Below are 15,725 nucleotides of genomic sequence, written 5' to 3' on the forward strand. Positions count from 1 at the left end.
CGCCTCCTTAATCACTCTTGGCTATCGTATATTTCTCTATGTGGTAATTCTCAACCGGTATAACTTTTATTTCTTTGCCGTAAAGCTCCTCTATCCGCTCTATTATATCTTTTTCATCAACCCTCAGCTTTTCCGTTACCAGAGGGTGAGCATAAACCTTTATTTTTCGTTTTCCGTTTTCTCTCGATATGAGCAGAAGTTCCCTTTCTATCTCAAAGGCAACCGTATCGGCAGACTTTACTCTTCCCTTCCCCTCACAGTAGGGGCAAGTCATTGTAAGACTTCTACCAAGACTCTTCTTAACCCTCTTTCGAGTCATTTCAACAAGGCCAAGATCCGACATACTGACAATCTTTGTTTTTGCCCTATCTTTGGAAAGCTCCTGCTCTAAAACCTCTATAAGCTTCTGCTTGTTCTCTTCAGATTTCATGTCTATGAAATCGATAACAATTATCCCGCCAATATCCCTTAATCTTAATTGCCTTGCTATCTCCTTTGCAGCCTTACAGTTAACGTTAAAAGCCGTCTCCTCAAGGTTGCTTGACTTCTTGAATTTCCCACTGTTAACATCGATGGAAACAAGGGCTTCCGTCTCATCTATAACTATGTACCCGCCACCGGGAAGATAAACTTTCCTTGAAAGTGCCTTTCCTATCGCTTCTTCAACGGGATACTTTTCAAATATTGGCCTATCACTATCGTACAACTTTATCTTATCGGCAAGTTTAGGAATAAAGGCCCTGGCGAAGTTAAGAGCTCTCCTGTATTCAGGTAGAGAGTCTATAAGAACCTCATCAACATCATCGGTTAAAACGTCCCTTAAAATCTTTGGCACAATTTCAAGATCCTGATAGAGCAGAAGAGGCGGCGGCTTTTTTTCTATCTTTTTTTCCAGACTGCTCCACACCCTCAAAAGATAAGAGAGGTCTTTCCTTAAATCCTCTTCTGTTGCACCTTCTGCAGCCGTTCTCAAAATTATTCCGTAACCTTTTGGAACTATAGATTCTCCTATCTTTTTTAACCGCTCCCTCTCCGCCTCGTCTGTTATCCTGCGGGATATACCTATCTTCTCTATGGTTGGAAGAAGAATCAAATAATGACCGGGAATGGTAAGGTTTGTGGTAACCCTTGGCCCTTTCGTACCAAGAGGCTCTTTTGTAACCTGAACAACTATCTCTTGTCCCGGCGATAGAACTTCTTCTATCGGTGGAAGTTCTATCTCATGGTTATCTTCATCAAAAAGTTCATCCTCAAACTCCCAGCTCACCGCATCTTTAACGTACAGAAAAGCGTTCTTGTAGTGGCCAAGGTCAACAAAAGCTGCCTGAATGGCAGGAAGAATCTTTAAGACCTTTCCCTTGTATATGTTTCCAACGATACCTCTGCTTCCCTTTCTCTCAACGTAAAACTCAACTAACTGTCCCTCTTCAAGGATAGCTATCCTGACTTCCTTAGGAAGCGCATTTATAAGTATCTTCTTCATAAGCCCACCACTATCTCTCTTTCAACTGAAACGGATGAAAGGTCCTTCCCTATCCAGAAGAGAAAGTCCTGTATATTCAGTATTCTCCCGTTAATAACATTGAGGTGCAGTGTTATTATACCTTTACTGACGGAAAAATCGGCCACTAAAGGACTTACCTGTGTTAACTTTCCCTTCCTGTTTTCAAGCTCCTGTGCCGTCAAAACACTTTTCACAGTATCTACATCAAAATCACCCTCTACTTTATAAACTACCTCCTTCACCTGTTCAAGAAGAGAGGCTTTCCTTCCAAGGGAAACAACCTTTTTAAACCGCAAACCTTCAGGCAGGACATCGTTAAAGTCAGAGAGTAACTGCTCATCAGGAAGAAACTCCCTGTAAAGCTCCACTTCCACGATTTCGTTTTTACTTTCAACACCGGTTGGAATGCCTAAAAGGATTGAAAAACGTGGATGGGGATTAAACTTTCCCTGATACCTTACCGGAACAGCAAAACGTCTGAATATTCTCGTAAAAACTCTGTTTATATCAAGGAGAGAAAGAAAACGGCTCTTCCCCCTTTTTTCAAAAAAGAATGCAACCTTTGAAATCAGAGGAAATTCTCTCCTTTCAACAGGTGGAACGGAAAACTCTATTCTCTCCGGTATTGGAAAATCCTTCAGTTTATTCACCTCCTCCGGCGTACACGCTCCACAACCGTGACAGCCTACAATCCTGCAGTCAGGCGTTCTCTCCTCTCTATAAGCTTTTTCTCTCTCTTTCAAAAGGAACTTCCTGGAAACAACACCCTCTATGAAATCCCAGGGAAGAGGCTTATCAATTGGTCTTTCTGCAATCTCATCCTCCATATTAATTCCCGTCTCCCTAAAAGCCCTCTCCCAAACATCAAAACGGAAATACTCATCCCAGCTGTCAAGAGAAGCGCCAAGACGGAAAGCAACTTCGATAGCCTCCGCCATCCTTTCATCTCCCCTCGTTAGAAGGGCCTCCAAAAGGGACATCTCCGGATTGTGAAAACGAAGCCTGAAAGTTTTAGGCGAATACCTCTTAATGTACTCTATCTTCGCCCTTGCTTCTTCCGTAGAAATAAACCTCTCCCATTGAAATGGTGTGAAAGGCTTTGGAACAAATATGGAAAACCCAGCTGCAAGATGCTTCCTGCCCCTATACCTTTTTCCTATCTTGTGAATTTTCCAAAGAAGTTCCGTCAAAGCTTCTATATCTTCATCCGTCTCCGTCGGAAGGCCTATCATAAAGTAAAACTTCAGCTTACTCCAGCCCCTCTCAAACAGCCCCTCCACAAGCGAGAAAATGTCATCGTCAGAAAGATCCTTGTTTATAACCTTACGTAATCTCTCCGTTGCCGCTTCCGGAGCTATGGTAAAACTTGACTTCCTTATCTTCATCAACTGTGTCGCAAGGTCTGGATTAAACCCTTTAACCCTCATTGAAGGGAGAGAAAGGCCTATCATCTCAGAGTGGCAGAGTTTCATAACGGCAGGAATGAGCTCGTTAAACCTTGAATGATCTGAAATACTAAGAGAGAGGAGAGACGCTTCCTCGTAACCGGTATTTCTAAATGTCTCATTAACGATGGAAACTATCTCATCCACGCTCCTTTCTCTGTAAGGCCTGTAGGCAAAACCCGCCTGACAGTAGCGGCAACCTCTGAGGCATCCTCTCATGGCCTCAACAACTATCCTATCGTGAACGGTCTCAACAGATGGAACAACCGGTTTAACAGGGTAAAATTCCCTCGCCAAATTGCGGAAAACCGCCTTTTTCACAGGTCTTTTCCCAAAAACGGGAACATAGACACCCTCTATCTCTGCAGCCTTCTCCAAGAATTCTTTTTTTGCCAGACCTTTCTCTTTTTTTTCTCTCATTAAATCGGCAAGTTCCAGCATAACTTTTTCGCCATCACCAATGACAAAAAGGTCAATAAACGGCGAAAGAGGTAAAGGATTTAGCGCACAGGTACCTCCAGCCTGAATAATGGGGAATTCTTCTACCCTTTCAGAAGCCCTCAATGGAATCTGTGATAACTCAAGCACCTTCAATACGTTGGTATAAACAAGCTCCGTGAGAAGGGAAAATCCAATAAAATCATATTCCTTCAAAGGTTTCATAGACTCAAGGGCATAGAGAGGAATACCCCTTTCCTTCAAAAAGACCTGCATATCCGGCTTTGGCAGATAGACTCTATGACATAAAGCAAAATCGGTAAGGTTGTTAATGACGTGGTAGAGAATTTTTCCTCCGGCATGAGACATTCCTATCTCATAAAGGTCTGGATAGCAGAGGACAAATCTAACTGGCCTCTCATTAAAGGAAATATTCGAAAGATTCATCTCAAGTGGAAGGTAAGAGCCGGGTTTTGAAACCTTAATAAGCGCCTTTTCGAACTCTTCTATGCTCATTTCAATTTTCCCGAGTGTTTAAGATAGAAAAGAAAGAGAACCATAAAGATAGTGAAACCTATTATTCCCATTTTTAGAAACAAAAAAGGTTATGGCGCCGCCTGGCGCCTGTATCATCCAAGGTCAACTTTTTTAATCTCCATAATTTCTGGAAGCTGACTCATCTCTTTAATAGCTTCCTCTGGAACCTCATCATCAACGAGAATAACAGCCTTTGCCTCTTTTCCTCTCTCGACTCTACCAAGCTGGAATCCTGCAATGTTAACGTTGTGCTTTCCAAGAATAGAACCGAGCTTCCCAATAACCCCCGGAATGTCAATGTTCTTGATAAGGAGAAACTTCCCTTCCGGAGAAAGATCAAAGAGAAAACCATTGATCTCAACGATTTTCGGGAACTTATCCTCTATAACCGTTCCAGCTATTGAGAACGTCCCCTCCTGCGTTCCACAGCTTATCCTTATAAGCCTCTTAAAGTTGATACCCTCTTCTCTTCTAACTTCAACGATGTTTATACCCCTCTCTTTTGCAAGAAAAGGAGCATTAATGTAGTTAACGGGAAGGTCAACTATCGGTGCAAGAAATCCTTTTAAGAATGCTGCAGTAAAGGCTTTAACATCTTCGCCAAGGTCACCGCTGTACTCTATAACAACCTCTTTTGAACGGGCACAGGCAACCTGAACGGCAAATCTTCCAAGTTTCTCTGCAAGTTCCATCCAGGGTTTCATAACCTTTGCAGTTGTCTCCTCAAACGGCGCATTAACCGAAAACTCAACCTCCTCGCCGCGGAGAGCAGCAAGCACTTGATTTGCAATGATTACAGCAACGTTAGTTTGAGACTCGTAGGTATTAGCACCAATATGAGGCGTAACGATAATGTTCGGAGCCTCAAGAAGAATGTTGTCGGTAGCAGGTTCCTTAACAAAAACATCAACGGCAGCTGCTCTCACTTTCCCACTTACGAGGGCATCATAGAGATCCTTTTCGTTAATGATGCCGCCCCTTGCTATGTTTAAAAGGATAACCCCGTCCTTCATCTTCTCTATCTCTTTCTTCGTTATCATATTTCTCGTTTCATCGGTGAGGGGCGTATGAACAGTTATAATATCAGCTTTTTCAAGAAGGGTATCGAGCTTATCAACAAGCTCAACACCAAGCCTTTCAGCCTTTTCCCTTTTTATGTAAGGGTCGTAGGCAATCACCTTCATATCAAACGCCTTAGCCCTTATACCAACCCTTGAACCAATACGCCCAAAACCTATAATGCCAAGCGTCTTACCTGAAAGCTCAACGCCCATAAACTTCTTTCTGTCCCACCTTCTCTCATCCTTCAAGGATCTGTGGGCGTAAGGAATCTGACGGGCAGCTGCAATCATCATTCCCATTGTGTGCTCTGTTGCAGCAAGAGTATTACCGGTCGGGGCATTAACAACTAAAATACCTCTCCTTGATGCCTCTTCAAGATCAATGTTGTCAACACCAACGCCTGCCCTACCGATAACTTTAAGCTTTTCTGCCCTTGAAATAAGCTCCTTGTTAACAGGTGTCCCGCTCCTCGTTATTATGGCGTCGTACTCCGGAATAATCTCAAGAATCCTTTCAAAATTTCTGAAAAGTTCCGGGTCATAGGTTAGCTCAACATCCGGCTGACTTTTGAGAATGTTTATCCCCGGTTCTGCAATGTGTTCCGTAACAAGCACCTTAAACATCTATGCAAACCTCCAGATTTTATTACAATATTAATCACGGATACAGCCGAACAAAAGTCAACAAATTCTAAAGATTATGATAACACTTATTTTTATCTTTAAAGTATGAATAGTCAAGGAATGGAGGCACAGATGACAATCATTGGAACCAGTGGATTCATGTATAGAGAGTGGAAAAACACGTTCTACCCCGAAGGATTCCCCATGTCCTCCTATCTCAGCTATTACAGCAGAAACTTTAACGGTGTTGAGATAAACTCCACGTTTTATCGCTTACCGGTAAAAAGCTCCATTAAAAACTACAAAAGGGTAAATTTAACCTTCGTTTTTAAACTATTTAGAGGAATCACCCACTACGGTCACCTTGAAGAGAAAAACATAAAACCGTTTTTAGAGATAAAAGATATTCTGGAAGAAAAACTCTTCGGTTTTTTAGCCCAGTTTCCGGCAAGCTTCAAGGCAACAGAAAAGAACAAAAACTTCATAATTGACATAATCAATGCTTTCAGCGGCATTCCAGTAGTCTGCGAACTGAGATCAAAAGACTGGGAAAAAGAGAGCATGTTCTTTAAGGAAAATAACATTCCTGTCTGTTTTTCCGACTTCCCGATAACCTTTCACTGGTTCAAAAAGGGAAATGCAACCAGGGAAATTGCATACTTTAGATTTCACGGCAGGAGAAAACTCTACGACTACTGCTACTCGGACGAAGAACTTAAAGAGTTTGCAGAAAAGATAAAATCCGTAGAATCAAAAACAAAATTATGCTTTTTCAACAATACAGCAAAAGGATATGCTCCGAAAAATGCCCTGAAATTAAAAGAGCTCCTTCAAATTTAAAGCTTTCCACGACGACGGTAGATTTTTGCAAGGATACGGGCAATGGCAACGTAAAGTTCCTCTGGAATCGTATCACCAACGTCACAAGATTCATAAAGTGTTCTTGCCAGGGGCGGGTCTTCAACAATAGGAACGTTATGTTCCTTGGCTATCTCTTTTATACGTAAAGCTATCTCATCAACACCCTTTGCAACAACTGTCGGTGCTACCATCTTTTTACGCTCATACTTAAGAGCAACAGCATAGTGTTCCGGGTTTGTTATAACTACATCTGCCTTCGGAACCTCTGCCATCATCCGCCGCATCGCGATTTCTCTTTGTTTCTTTCTGATTGCTGACTTTATAAGGGGATGACCTTCCTGCTGCTTATATTCTTCTTTCACTTCCTGCTTTGTCATTTTCAAATTCTCTTCATACTCCCATCTGCGGTAGAAAAAGTCTATACCGGCAATGGGAATTGAGAAGAGGCCAAAAGCAAGAATAAGAATCAAGGTGTACTTCATCATGAAGTAGGCCTGTTGATGGATTGAAAAAGTAAACATGCTGAATATTTCAGGAAATATCGGCTTAACCGTGTAGTAGGCAACAACAATGGCAACGGTCAATTTTAAAATATTTCGGAAAGTCTCAAAAACAGTTTTTAAAGAAAGCAACCTCCCCAAACCTTTTATCGGGTTAATCATCTCAAATTTTGGCTGAATGGCTTTTGTTGAAAAAATAAAACCAAACTGAAGAACATTTGAAGCAATTCCAGAGATAAGAAGAGGTATCATAACGGCAATGGCGAGGACTGCAAAAATCTTACCTGTAAGCAGAAAAAATGACGGATAAAAAATGTTGTTACACTGAGAAAAAGTAAAACGAAAATAGCCAACAAGTTTTTGAGAAGCAAAAGGAATATAAAAAATCAAAACTAAAAACATCATTATAAGCGTAGCAGCTATGGGAACATCCTGACTCTTTAGTACCTGTCCTTCTTCCCTGGCTTTCTGCCGCCGCCGCGGGGTTGCCTTTTCGGTTTTACTTGGATCTTTTGCCATCTATCAACCGCCAAACAGCTTAATAAGTGTAAACAAATTGGATGTAAGCATTTCAACAAGTGAACTTATAGCATAGACTATAGCTGAAAAACCAACGATAAGAGCAAAAAGGCCAACAAATATTTGAAGTGGAAGCCCCACTATAAAAACGTTTATCTGAGGAATTAACCTGTTTATAAGGGCAAGGGCAAGGTTCGTAACAAAAAGCGTAAGCATTACAGGAAAAGCTAACTTAAAAGCTAAAGAAAAAAGCAGAGCCGCCTTTGTAATCAAAAATTCAAAAATTCTGCCTGCGCTGAATGGAACCACTTTCCCGGCGGGAATAACTTTAAAACTGGCTATCGCTGCACCTATTAAAAGCCTGTAGCTTCCCGTAATGAAAAAAACAAGATAAAAAAGCAGAATATAGAGTCTATCAAGAACAGAAATAACACCAAACGTCGGATCAAACATGTTGGCGACTGTTAAGCCCATTGAATAACTGATAAGCTCCGCCGCATAGGAAACAATTCCTATAAAAATCGCCGTAACAAGGGCAAAAGAGAGACCTATAAAAACTTCCTTTAAAACCATAGCCGCCATATCAATAAGTGTATAGTGTTCTATCGGAACCTGAACGTTAACTATCATAGAAACAAAAAATGACAGTGAAACAATAAGAATAACTCTTACATTTACAGGAACCATAGAAGTATTAATAAAAGGAAAAGCCATAAAAAAAGCACCCAGCCTGGACAAAACAGCGAAGAAACCACCTATCTGAGAGGGCGTAATAAATCCGTTCATTTCAGCAGCGACGCAATCAGGTTAAAGTTTTCTTTAGTGTAATCAACAAGCTTCACCATCATCCAGCTTCCAAAAATAAAAAGAGCAATAATCGCAGCAAGAATTTTGGGGATAAAGGTAAGCGTCATTTCATGAATCTGAGTGGCAGCTTGAAAAATGCTTATAACCAGACCAACAACAAATGTGATAAGCAGAACCGGTGTTCCCACAAGGAGGGTAACTTTCAACATGCTGTGACCAACCGTTATAGCCTGATCTATCGTCATCGATAACTCCCGACAATTGCTTTAACCAAAAGCTCCCACCCGTCGGCAAGAACAAAAAGTATCAATTTAAAAGGAAGTGATAACATCATCGGTGGAATCATCATCATACCCATCGACATGAGAATGCTTGCAACCAACATATCTATAACGATAAACGGCAGGTATATCACAAACACAACTATGAAAGCCGTTTTTATCTCGCTTATCATGAAAGCAGGAATAAGAGTGATCATGGAAAGCTCATCGGGTGATTTAACCTCTTTTCCAGACAGATTTATAAAAAGCTTAAGATCCTCCTTTCTGGTATTCTTAAGCATAAACTCTTTAATAGGTTGCATCGACCGTTTTATAGCTTCAACATCTGTTATCTCTTTTTTCATGTAAGGTTGAATCGCCACCTCGTCTATTTGCTTAAAAACTGGCTGCATAACGAAAAAGGTTAAAAATAAAGAAAGGGCGATAACCACCTGATTTGGCGGTGTTTGAGGTGTTCCAAGAGCGTTCCTTAAAAGGGAAAGAATTATGACGATACGGGTAAAAGCTGTAACAGTTATAAGGATAGCCGGTGCAAGAGTAAGAATTGTCAAAAGCAGAATAATTTTCAAATTAACATCTAAATTTCCCAAATTAGACACAATGTTTTGAAGAGTCTCCCCGTGTGCAGCGGCAGGAACCATTAGAACGAACAAACTACATGTCAGAATCTTCTTCATTACTCCACTCTTTAAGTTTCTTAAAACCTGTTTCATCAAAAGATAGAAGTATTTTACTATCTTTCACCTCTATCAGAACAAAACCTCTGTTTCTTGAAATATACTTTATTTCAATAATTTTTATAGAACCGGAACGGCCGGTTTTCATCGGAAAAGAGATTTTCCCAACAGAAAAATAGATAACGGCAAGCGAAACAACAATAATGAGAAAAACTACAATTAACTTTAAGAGATAAGTCTCAATCAAGGTCTATCACCTTAACGCCAAACTTATCATTTACAACGATAAGCTCACCAACACCAAACCGCTGCCCGTTTATTTTTATTGAGAGAAACTCCTCCATCGTTTTATCAAGGGGGATAATATCCCCCTCTTTAAGCTTCAAAAGATATCCGAAAGGTTTTACCGTTTTCCCAACCTCAACAGACAGATCAAGGGTAATGTCTTTCAAATCTTCTATCTTTATCATTACACTATCCCGTCTGAATTATAAAGTCAGTAAAGTAAACATTTTTAACACCACCAAGGGGAAGTATGGCGTTTACTCTCTTGGCTATCTCTTCTTTCAAAAATTCTATACCTTCCGGAGTCTTTAGATCGGATGAACGTTTCGTCAAAAGAAGTGTTATTATTGCATCCTTTATTTCAGGAAGTCGCTTCTCCACCTCCTGCTGAACTTTCTGATTTTTAAGCTCAAGTATAATAGAAATCCTTAGGTATCTCTCTATATCTTTATCTGCAAGGTTAACCGTAAAAGTGCCGAGGTCAAACATTATCCCGACATTTTCGGTGGCTTTAATCTCCTCTATTATCTTCTGTGTCTGCTTCTCCTGAGAAACTTTCTGATTTTTGGCAAAAATAAATTTATAAGCGGCAAAACCGCCACCACCTAAAACAAGAAGCAAAACAACAAGAAGAATTAGCTTTTTCTTGCCACCACCCTGCTGCTGCTCACCTTCAGCCGGAACCTGCTCCTGCTTTTCCTCTTCCGCCATACATCCCTCAACTCATCGATATTTTTATAAGACCCTTAAAAATTTACCTCTTAATGTTCATCGTTTCCTGAAGAATCTGGTCATCAGTCGTTATCACTCTTGCATTTGCCTGGTAGGCTCTCTGGGCAGTAATAAGATTAATAAACTCAGAAGCTATGTCAACGTTTGACATCTCAAGCATCCCACTTCTTATCTTGGAAATAACACCACCTGGCATGATAACCGGCGTAAAGGTCTGCTGGTTGGGAAGGTATAGCCAGCTTCCCTTCCTGGTGAGAATCTCCTTATCTTTAAATGTGGCTATTGCAAGCCTCGCAATATCTTTAACTTTACCGTTAGTGTAAGAGGCTTTTATGATACCATCCTCACTTACAGAAACGGCCATCAGATCGCCTTTGCTGTTTCCGTCCTGTTCTGCATAGAATATGAAGTCTGAAGCAACCTGTCTCATACCGTCAAACTGAAGACTTATATTCATGGGACTGGTAGCACCGTTCGTAAGCACCACGGAGACTGTTGTGGGTGAACCGCCGGTTAAGTTACCGTCACTGTCAAACGTAAGAGTGGTGCTTCCTACCTCTGTAGTCGTATCTCCGTCAGCATAAACATGGACATCCCAGGAGTTTGTCGCCGCATCTGTATGAACGAAGTAAAGATCAAGCGTATGAGGATTGCCAAGAGAATCGTAAACAGTTACAGAGTTTACATAGTTATAGGTCGTTGAATCTGTCGGATTAAAAGCAGCAGCAGGCAGAACAGGTGCTCTTGAGTCAAGATTGCTCGGTTCTTTCATCTTTACGTAGGTGGTTTTTGCAGGCTGCATACTCATAGGTATGTTGATGCTTCCAATTGAACCCGACATATTTCCAACATCATCAAGCATCCATCCCTGAACTTTCATACCGAGCATATTTATAAGATCACCATTTGCATCAAGCCTGAACTGACCATTCCTTGTGTAGTATGTAACACCGTCGTTAGACCTTACCATAAAGAAGCCTTCACCATCAAGAGCCATATCAAGAGGATTGTTGGTGTTCATAAAGGTTCCTTGAGAAAAATCTTTGACAGTTGCACCAACAAAAACACCACCACCAATTTCTCTATTTATTGGAGAACCATTGCTGTAAGTTGTAAGGCTGCTCGCAAGTAAATCTTCAAAAACTGCCCTTTCCGCTTTATATCCCACCGTGTTTACATTAGCTATGTTATCTGAAATAACTGAAAGCCAGTTCTTTTCAGCATTTAATCCTGTAAAAGCCGTATAGAATGACTGTAGCATATCACCCTCCTATTCCTACAAGTTTAGAATCATCTATCGTAAATGAAGAAGTGCTCAAAACGATTGAGCCGTCACTTTCCTTCTCAACACCCGTAACAAGAGCCTGACTTATTACCGTTGCATCTACCGGATTACCGCCTGATGTAGCCTCAACGCTAACCGTGTAATAACCATCAGGAAGGGAAGGATTATCAATAGAAATTGGATATGAAACGCCACCCTGAAGGTTGTATAGCGTCTCAGAATCAACAACGTTACCGGCTGAGTCGAGAATATTTACCTTAACGGTATCGGCCGCCGAATCAAGTTTAATTTCAGCATAGCCGGAGCCACCTTCAATATATGTTCTATTACCTTCATACTTAACTACTTTTCCAATAAGAGAAGAGGCCGTCAAAAGCGCATTGGATTGGTTTGCTTCCAGCAATTGCTTAACGCTCGTTTCAAAGTCATCGTAAGTCTGAAGTTCTTCAAGCTTCACCGTATTATCTATAAAATCTGAAATGTCCTCCGCCTGCAGAGGATCCTGCCATTGAAGGTCTGCAAGGAGAACTTTAAGAAAATCCTCCTGTGACATTTTCGAATTATCATAATTGGCATCAACAATCTTAACTTGCTGAGCGTCAGGATTATATGTTATTCCACTGATATCCATACTTTCCCCCTTCGTTACCTATATATTCTATCAAAGATTTCAAAGAGGACAAGCTCTCCTCAAGGGAAACTCTCTCTTCTATCCGTTGCTTCATAAACTCTTCCATCTTATTATGAACAGCCATCGCAAGATCAATCTTTGGATTTGTCCCCTTTTTATAAAGACCAAGATTTATCATATCCTGACTCTCTCTGTAAGTTGCTTCAAGGTCAATAAAAAAGGACTGCCACCTTAAAACCTCTTCAGGTACAAGTTGAGGTGTTAAACGGCTTATGCTCTTTAATATATCTATTGCCGGAAAAATTCTTCTATTTGCAAGAGTCCTGGAAAGGACTATGTGACCATCAAGAAAACCAACCGCTGCATCAGCTACAGGATCAAGCGCAATCTCATCTCCTTCAACTAAAACTGTGTAGATTCCCGTTATACTTCCCTGTCCGGCAAAATTCCCTGCCCTCTCTATAACTTTTGAAAGGAGGGAAAAGACTGAAGGAACGTAACCCTTGGTTGTCGGTGGTTCTCCAACAGTTAGGCCAATTTCCCTCTGTGCCATGGCAAGTCTCGTCAGAGAATCAAGGAGAAGAAGAACATCGTTATTTTGAGAAGAGAAATACTCTGCAATGGCACAACCTGTAAGAACAGCTCTTATCTTTGCTAAGGGCGGCTGATCCGACGTTGCGACAACAACCACAGACTTTTTAAGACCTTCCTCGCCCAGGTTATCCTCTATAAATTCCCTTACCTCTCTACCCCGCTCACCAACTAAAACAATAACATTAACATCCGCTGCCGTGTAGCGAGCAATCATTCCTAAAAGGGTACTTTTTCCAACACCGGCACCTGAAAAGATACCTATACGCTGGCCTTTCCCAACCGTAAGAAGAGCATTAATACTGCGAATGCCTAAATCTAACGGCTCACGGATTCTATCCCTTTTGAGAGGATTTATAGATTCCCCTTGAAGGTAGGTAAAGTCAGTATAGGTAATCCTATCTCTATTAAGAGGCTTTCCAAATGGATCTATAACTGTCCCAAGAAGTTCCCTGGAAACACCAATTTTAACGGAACCTGGCTTTGGCTCTATTTTACTTCCTGCACTAATTCCGGTGGTGTCTGAATACGCCATGAGAAGCGTTCTGCCGTCTTTAAATCCAACAACCTCTGCCTCTACTTTACCATCTATCGTGCAAAAATCACCAAGACAAACCTTTGGAAGAGCACTCTCTATCAAAGGTCCCTTTACGCCTGTTACCTTTCCAATAATCCTATACTGAGGAAGATTTCTTAATCTCTCTTTCAATCTCTTCCCTCAATAGTGAAAATTTCTCTTTAATGTCGTGAACAACTGTGAAATCCTCAAACTTTATAACAAAATTGCCCGGTTCTAACTCCTTATTAATCTTCACAGTTATTCCATTAATATCTTTCAAAACAGCCCCTAAACGCTCATCAGCTTCTATAGAAATAACTGTTGATGTTGATTTAAACTCTTCCAGAATCTCTTCAATTTTCTCTTTTATAAAGGGAAGATTGTCGTCACTTATCAAGAGAAAGCGGAAAATCTCTTCAAGAGAATCGGCGACTATCTCAAGTATTTTCCTTGTAAATTTAACGTTTTCTTCCCGCATAGAACCTACAAACCGTTTCACTTCCCTTTTCAGGTTCTCTACTTCCCTCTTTACAACATCGTCTATCTTTCTCTTTTCTATCTCAAACCTTTGCTCCCACTCTTGTCTGGCATCCTCCCTCCCTTTTTCATAGCCCTTCTTAAAAGCCTCTTCTTCTGTCCTTTTCAAAATTTTTCTATACTTTTTTTCAAGCTCCTCAATACGGGCAATGTAAATTCTTTCCACTTCCTCAGGTGACATATTTTTTCTTTCAGAACCACTCAAAAGATGGGAAAAATCATCAAGGTTAAGCATTCTGTTTCTCCCCAAGCCATTCTCTTAAAAGCTCCGCTATAAGCTCGGGATGTTCCTTTGTTATTTCAAGAATTTTTATATAGGAAGGTTCCGACTTTATATCAAAGCTTTCTATCTCTTTTCTCTCTTTTTCCATCTTCTCTTCAGCCGTCTGGATGGCTTCACCGTAAGCTTTTACCGCTGCAGATTGAACGGCAGGCATTGCTTCAGGTGCTCGCTTTTTCCTCTTTAATACTAAGAATAGAGTACCTGCAAGGAGAAGAAATGCAACACCACCACCGATAGCCACAGGAATTACCGGAAAAACTTTACCGGTCACAATATTTTCCTCTGGTGGCGGTACTTCAAACGGAACACTTACAACCGTGACTTTATCTCCCCGTTTCTCGTCGTAACCTATTACGCTTTTGACAAGATTTTCATAGGTTTTAAGCTCCTCTGGCGTTCTTGGGAAAAACTCCTCTTTTTCCTTTCCGTCCTTTCCTTTAACCTTCTTGTACCGACCATCTATAAGAACACCAACACTTATCCTTTTAACAACAAAGATAGGAGCAACCGTTTTCTCAACGGTTTTTGAAACATCATAGTTAGTGGTAACATCCTTTTTCTCTCTGCTGCTTTTTACGGTTCCATTACCACCGTTGCTTATAACCGGCGGAACGTTCGTTCCACTACCCGGAACACCTGAAGGTTTCTCTTCTACACCTTTTTCACTTTCTTGAATCTTTCTTTCACTAACAACAGCAGTCATATCCGGATCGTAGATTTCAGACTGCTTCTCTAACTTTCCTGTCTCTATCTCGACGGTAGCACGTGCAATAACTCTGTTTGAACCAAGGGCTTTTGAAAGTATAGATTCAACCTTCCTCTCAATATCCCTCTCAAGCTCTTTCTTTATTGCAAGTTCTTTATTTGAATCAGTGGTGTTATCTTCTTCAAGCATGTCGGAAAGAACACGTCCTCTGTTATCCACAACAGTAACGTTCTGCGGTTTCAATCCGGGAACGGCATGAGAAACGAGAAAAACAATAGCTTTAACCTGCTCTTTTGTAAGATCTTTCCCGGGCCAGAGCCTCAAAATAACGGAAGCTTTTGGCTCTTCAGTTTCTCTTACAAAAACGGACTCTTTTGGAAGAGCAATGTTGACTTTATCACTCCAGACGGCATCTATCTGCTGAATTGTCTTCTCAAGTTCACCTTCAAGGGCACGAAGATACTCTATGTGTTCCTGAAACTGGGTTATTCCAAGTTTCGGTTCATCAAATATTTCAAACCCGACTATCTTTCCAGAAGGAAGCCCTTTAGCGGCAAGTTTAAGTCTCACATCGTAAACCTTGTCCTTTGGAACAAGAATAATACTTCCGTTACCCTCAACCTTATACGGAATGTGCTCTTCCTGAAGGACTGTGAGAATATTGCCCGCGTCATCGGGACTCAAATGGGTATAGAGAACAGCATAATCAACATTTGAAGCCATTTTAACAACAGCAATTGAAAGAAAAGAAATAAGGGCAAGGCTTCCAATAAGAATGGCAAGCCCCTTTATATTTGCATACTTCGACACAACTTCCGAAAATTTATTCTTAATCTCTTCCGAATTCACCTATTTAACCTCA

At 40.9% G+C, this 15,725-nt stretch carries 16 protein-coding genes; 1 reads left to right on the forward strand and 15 read right to left on the reverse strand.

The features are described from left to right. Nucleotides 1–7 precede the first annotated feature (7 nt). From H153_RS0106825 to serA, 3 genes are all read right to left on the reverse strand, one after another. Entirely contained in the window at nt 8–1,483 is a 1,476-nt protein-coding gene (locus H153_RS0106825; RefSeq protein WP_022847389.1) for an Rne/Rng family ribonuclease, read from the reverse strand. Continuing rightward, entirely contained in the window at nt 1,480–3,903 is a 2,424-nt protein-coding gene (locus H153_RS0106830) for a TIGR03960 family B12-binding radical SAM protein (protein WP_022847390.1), read from the reverse strand. Before H153_RS0106830 ends, H153_RS0106825 begins: the two co-directional genes overlap by 4 nt. Nucleotides 3,904–4,016: 113 nt before the next feature. Further along, nucleotides 4,017–5,609, reverse strand: a complete 1,593-nt coding sequence (serA, locus tag H153_RS0106835; RefSeq protein ID WP_022847391.1) for a phosphoglycerate dehydrogenase — start codon at nt 5,607–5,609, stop codon at nt 4,017–4,019. 132 nt (nt 5,610–5,741) lie between these two features. Between serA and H153_RS0106840 the strand changes: the two genes are divergently transcribed. Then, nucleotides 5,742–6,449, forward strand: a complete 708-nt coding sequence (locus H153_RS0106840) for a DUF72 domain-containing protein (RefSeq protein ID WP_022847392.1) — start codon at nt 5,742–5,744, stop codon at nt 6,447–6,449. On the opposite strand, the gene flhB is transcribed toward H153_RS0106840, so the two are convergent. The 12 genes from flhB to fliF are packed head-to-tail and all read right to left on the reverse strand — an operon-like array spanning nt 6,446 to nt 15,712. Further along, nucleotides 6,446–7,489 (reverse strand): flagellar biosynthesis protein FlhB, encoded by a 1,044-nt coding sequence (gene flhB, locus H153_RS0106845; RefSeq protein ID WP_022847393.1) that lies wholly within the window; start codon nt 7,487–7,489, stop codon nt 6,446–6,448. The two genes, H153_RS0106840 and flhB, sit on opposite strands and share 4 nt — an antisense overlap. A 3-nt stretch (nt 7,490–7,492) precedes the next feature. Continuing rightward, nucleotides 7,493–8,275, reverse strand: coding sequence for a flagellar biosynthetic protein FliR (locus tag H153_RS0106850; RefSeq protein ID WP_022847394.1), 783 nt, complete (start codon nt 8,273–8,275; stop codon nt 7,493–7,495). Then, on the reverse strand, nt 8,272–8,541 hold the full coding sequence (gene fliQ, locus H153_RS0106855; RefSeq protein WP_022847395.1) for a flagellar biosynthesis protein FliQ: 270 nt from the start codon (nt 8,539–8,541) through the stop codon (nt 8,272–8,274). Before fliQ ends, H153_RS0106850 begins: the two co-directional genes overlap by 4 nt. Further along, nucleotides 8,538–9,254, reverse strand: a complete 717-nt coding sequence (gene fliP, locus H153_RS0106860; RefSeq protein ID WP_022847396.1) for a flagellar type III secretion system pore protein FliP — start codon at nt 9,252–9,254, stop codon at nt 8,538–8,540. The genes fliQ and fliP overlap by 4 nt, the downstream gene beginning before the upstream one ends. Beyond that, complete coding sequence (locus tag H153_RS0106865) at nt 9,232–9,501, reverse strand: hypothetical protein (RefSeq protein ID WP_022847397.1); 270 nt, start codon at nt 9,499–9,501, stop codon at nt 9,232–9,234. Before H153_RS0106865 ends, fliP begins: the two co-directional genes overlap by 23 nt. After that, complete coding sequence (locus H153_RS0106870; protein ID WP_022847398.1) at nt 9,494–9,724, reverse strand: FliM/FliN family flagellar motor switch protein; 231 nt, start codon at nt 9,722–9,724, stop codon at nt 9,494–9,496. Before H153_RS0106870 ends, H153_RS0106865 begins: the two co-directional genes overlap by 8 nt. A gap of 4 nt (nt 9,725–9,728) precedes the next feature. Then, the gene (locus tag H153_RS0106875; RefSeq protein ID WP_022847399.1) at nt 9,729–10,250 is read right to left on the reverse strand and encodes a flagellar basal body-associated protein FliL; all 522 of its coding nucleotides are present in this window, start codon (nt 10,248–10,250) and stop codon (nt 9,729–9,731) included. Nucleotides 10,251–10,293: 43 nt separating this feature from the next. Beyond that, nucleotides 10,294–11,532, reverse strand: coding sequence for a flagellar hook protein FlgE (locus H153_RS0106880; RefSeq protein ID WP_022847400.1), 1,239 nt, complete (start codon nt 11,530–11,532; stop codon nt 10,294–10,296). Between the two features lies 1 nt (nt 11,533). After that, nucleotides 11,534–12,187, reverse strand: a complete 654-nt coding sequence (locus H153_RS0106885) for a FlgD immunoglobulin-like domain containing protein (protein ID WP_022847401.1) — start codon at nt 12,185–12,187, stop codon at nt 11,534–11,536. Beyond that, nucleotides 12,162–13,487, reverse strand: a complete 1,326-nt coding sequence (locus tag H153_RS0106890) for a FliI/YscN family ATPase (RefSeq protein ID WP_022847402.1) — start codon at nt 13,485–13,487, stop codon at nt 12,162–12,164. Before H153_RS0106890 ends, H153_RS0106885 begins: the two co-directional genes overlap by 26 nt. Then, nucleotides 13,453–14,109: a hypothetical protein gene (locus H153_RS0106895; RefSeq protein ID WP_022847403.1), complete on the reverse strand. Its 657-nt coding sequence runs from the start codon at nt 14,107–14,109 to the stop codon at nt 13,453–13,455. Before H153_RS0106895 ends, H153_RS0106890 begins: the two co-directional genes overlap by 35 nt. After that, nucleotides 14,102–15,712: a flagellar basal-body MS-ring/collar protein FliF gene (fliF, locus tag H153_RS0106900; protein ID WP_022847404.1), complete on the reverse strand. Its 1,611-nt coding sequence runs from the start codon at nt 15,710–15,712 to the stop codon at nt 14,102–14,104. Before fliF ends, H153_RS0106895 begins: the two co-directional genes overlap by 8 nt. Nucleotides 15,713–15,725 lie beyond the last annotated feature (13 nt).

Source organism: Desulfurobacterium sp. TC5-1 (assembly GCF_000421485.1).
Lineage (GTDB): Bacteria > Aquificota > Aquificia > Desulfurobacteriales > Desulfurobacteriaceae > Desulfurobacterium_A.

Excerpts from the sequence above, each read along its gene's own strand:
- H153_RS0106825 (WP_022847389.1), bottom strand. The coding sequence starts at position 1,483 with ATGAAGAAGATACTTATAAATGCGCTTCCTAAGGAAGTCAGGATAGCT.
- H153_RS0106830 (WP_022847390.1), bottom strand. The coding sequence starts at position 3,903 with ATGAGCATAGAAGAGTTCGAAAAGGCGCTTATTAAGGTTTCAAAACCC.
- serA (WP_022847391.1), bottom strand. The coding sequence starts at position 5,609 with ATGTTTAAGGTGCTTGTTACGGAACACATTGCAGAACCGGGGATAAAC.
- H153_RS0106840 (WP_022847392.1), top strand. The coding sequence starts at position 5,742 with ATGACAATCATTGGAACCAGTGGATTCATGTATAGAGAGTGGAAAAAC.
- flhB (WP_022847393.1), bottom strand. The coding sequence starts at position 7,489 with ATGGCAAAAGATCCAAGTAAAACCGAAAAGGCAACCCCGCGGCGGCGG.
- H153_RS0106850 (WP_022847394.1), bottom strand. The coding sequence starts at position 8,275 with ATGAACGGATTTATTACGCCCTCTCAGATAGGTGGTTTCTTCGCTGTT.
- fliQ (WP_022847395.1), bottom strand. The coding sequence starts at position 8,541 with ATGACGATAGATCAGGCTATAACGGTTGGTCACAGCATGTTGAAAGTT.
- fliP (WP_022847396.1), bottom strand. The coding sequence starts at position 9,254 with ATGAAGAAGATTCTGACATGTAGTTTGTTCGTTCTAATGGTTCCTGCC.
- H153_RS0106870 (WP_022847398.1), bottom strand. The coding sequence starts at position 9,724 with ATGATAAAGATAGAAGATTTGAAAGACATTACCCTTGATCTGTCTGTT.
- H153_RS0106875 (WP_022847399.1), bottom strand. The coding sequence starts at position 10,250 with ATGGCGGAAGAGGAAAAGCAGGAGCAGGTTCCGGCTGAAGGTGAGCAG.
- H153_RS0106880 (WP_022847400.1), bottom strand. The coding sequence starts at position 11,532 with ATGCTACAGTCATTCTATACGGCTTTTACAGGATTAAATGCTGAAAAG.
- H153_RS0106885 (WP_022847401.1), bottom strand. The coding sequence starts at position 12,187 with ATGGATATCAGTGGAATAACATATAATCCTGACGCTCAGCAAGTTAAG.
- H153_RS0106895 (WP_022847403.1), bottom strand. The coding sequence starts at position 14,109 with ATGCTTAACCTTGATGATTTTTCCCATCTTTTGAGTGGTTCTGAAAGA.